We start from the raw sequence: 1384 nt of genomic DNA, 5'->3' as shown, positions 1-1384 counted from the left end.
CGCCCCGCCGCCGAGCCAGAGCATCGGCCGCTCCGCCCGCAGGATGCGCTGCGCCAGCGCATCGAGCAGCGCCGGGTCGGGCACCACCGTCTGCGGCGCGATCCGCGCCGCGCCGCGCCGCCGCGCCTTCAGCCGCTGCACGTCGATCGGGATCTCGAGCGAGACCGGTCCCGTGGGCGCCGACAGCGCCGCCTGCGCCGCCGCCAGCAGCGCGTCCACCGCGTTCTGCGGTTCCCAGGCCCGCACGACCGTCTTGCTGATCGCGCGCAGCATGTCCGGCTGGCGCGGCACGTCGTGGATCGCGGCGCGGTCACGATCCATGAAGGGCCGGTCGATCTGCGTCGTGATGTGCAGCACCGGGCTACCGGCGGTCAGCGCCTCCACCTGCGCGCCGGCCGCATTGCCCGCGGCGGTGCCGGTCGAGGTGATGCAGACGCCCAATCCGCGCGTCACCCGCGCGAAGGCGTCCGCCATGTTCATCGCCCCCGCCTCGCCGCGCGCGGGCACGAAACGGATGCGCCCCTGCCGCGCGATCGCGTCCAGGATCGGCATGTTGTGGATCGAGATGACGCCGAAGGCATGCGTCACGCCGAGATCGGCCAGCGCCGCGGCGATCAGGTCGCCGACCACCTCCTCCACCACCGCCGTGTCGGTCACCGCATCCATTCTCATATGCTCCGCGACACGCCGCCGGAGACTTCCAGGCTGGCGCCGGTGACGTAGCTCGCCGCCGGCGAGCCGAGGAACAGGATCGCGCGCGCCGGCTCCTCCGGCTCGCCGAGCCGGGCGAGCGGGATCTTCTTCTGCTTTGCGAGCTCGCCGTACCACTGCTCGCGCGTCTGGCTCTTGTCGGCGCGCGCCGCGAAGCGCCGCTGCCACTGCCCGCTGTCCACGAGACCGAGCAGGATCGCGTTCACCCGGATCTGCGGCGCGAGTTCCGTCGCCAGCGACTTCAGCAGGCTCTGCGCCGCGGCGCGCGCCGCGCTGGTGCAGACCATGTGTGGTTCCGGCTGCAGCGCCAGCAGCGAGTTCACGCCGACGATCGCGGGCGCGTCGGACCGTCGCAGCAGCGGCAGGAAGGCGCGGATCGGCAGCACCTGGCTGAACACCTTCAGCTCCAGCTCCTCCCGCCAGTCGTCGTCGGAGGTGTCGGCGAAGGTCGAGACGCGCCCCTGCCCGGCATTGTTCACCAGCAGGTCGAGCTTGCCGCCCCAGGCGCCCACCGCCTCCGCGAAGCGCGCGACGGCCGCCTTGTCCAGCACGTCGCATTCCGCCGCGAGCAGCCGCTCGCCGCCGTCCAGCGCTTCGCGCGCCGCCGCCAGCCGCGCCGCGTCGCGCCCGCAGATCGCCACGCGCGCGCCTTCCGCCAGCAGCAGCCGCGCCG

Annotated in this window: 2 protein-coding genes; both read right to left on the bottom strand. The window is 73.8% G+C overall.

What is annotated here, in order from left to right; genetic code table 11:
- The coding region (locus L2I40_RS23195) for a thiamine pyrophosphate-binding protein (protein ID WP_272911011.1) at positions 1-666 on the bottom strand (666 nt) is incomplete at its 3' end.
- Positions 667-668: 2 nt separating this feature from the next.
- Positions 669-1384 (bottom strand): SDR family oxidoreductase (locus L2I40_RS23190; RefSeq protein WP_237217718.1); only part of this gene is annotated, 716 nt, incomplete at its 5' end.

Origin of the sequence: Falsiroseomonas oryziterrae, assembly GCF_021864505.1 — a bacterium.
In the GTDB taxonomy this organism is placed as follows: Bacteria; Pseudomonadota; Alphaproteobacteria; order Acetobacterales; family Acetobacteraceae; genus Falsiroseomonas; species Falsiroseomonas oryziterrae.
Note: the sequence above shows the minus strand (reverse complement) of the source record. Positions and strands in the feature narration are given on the sequence as shown.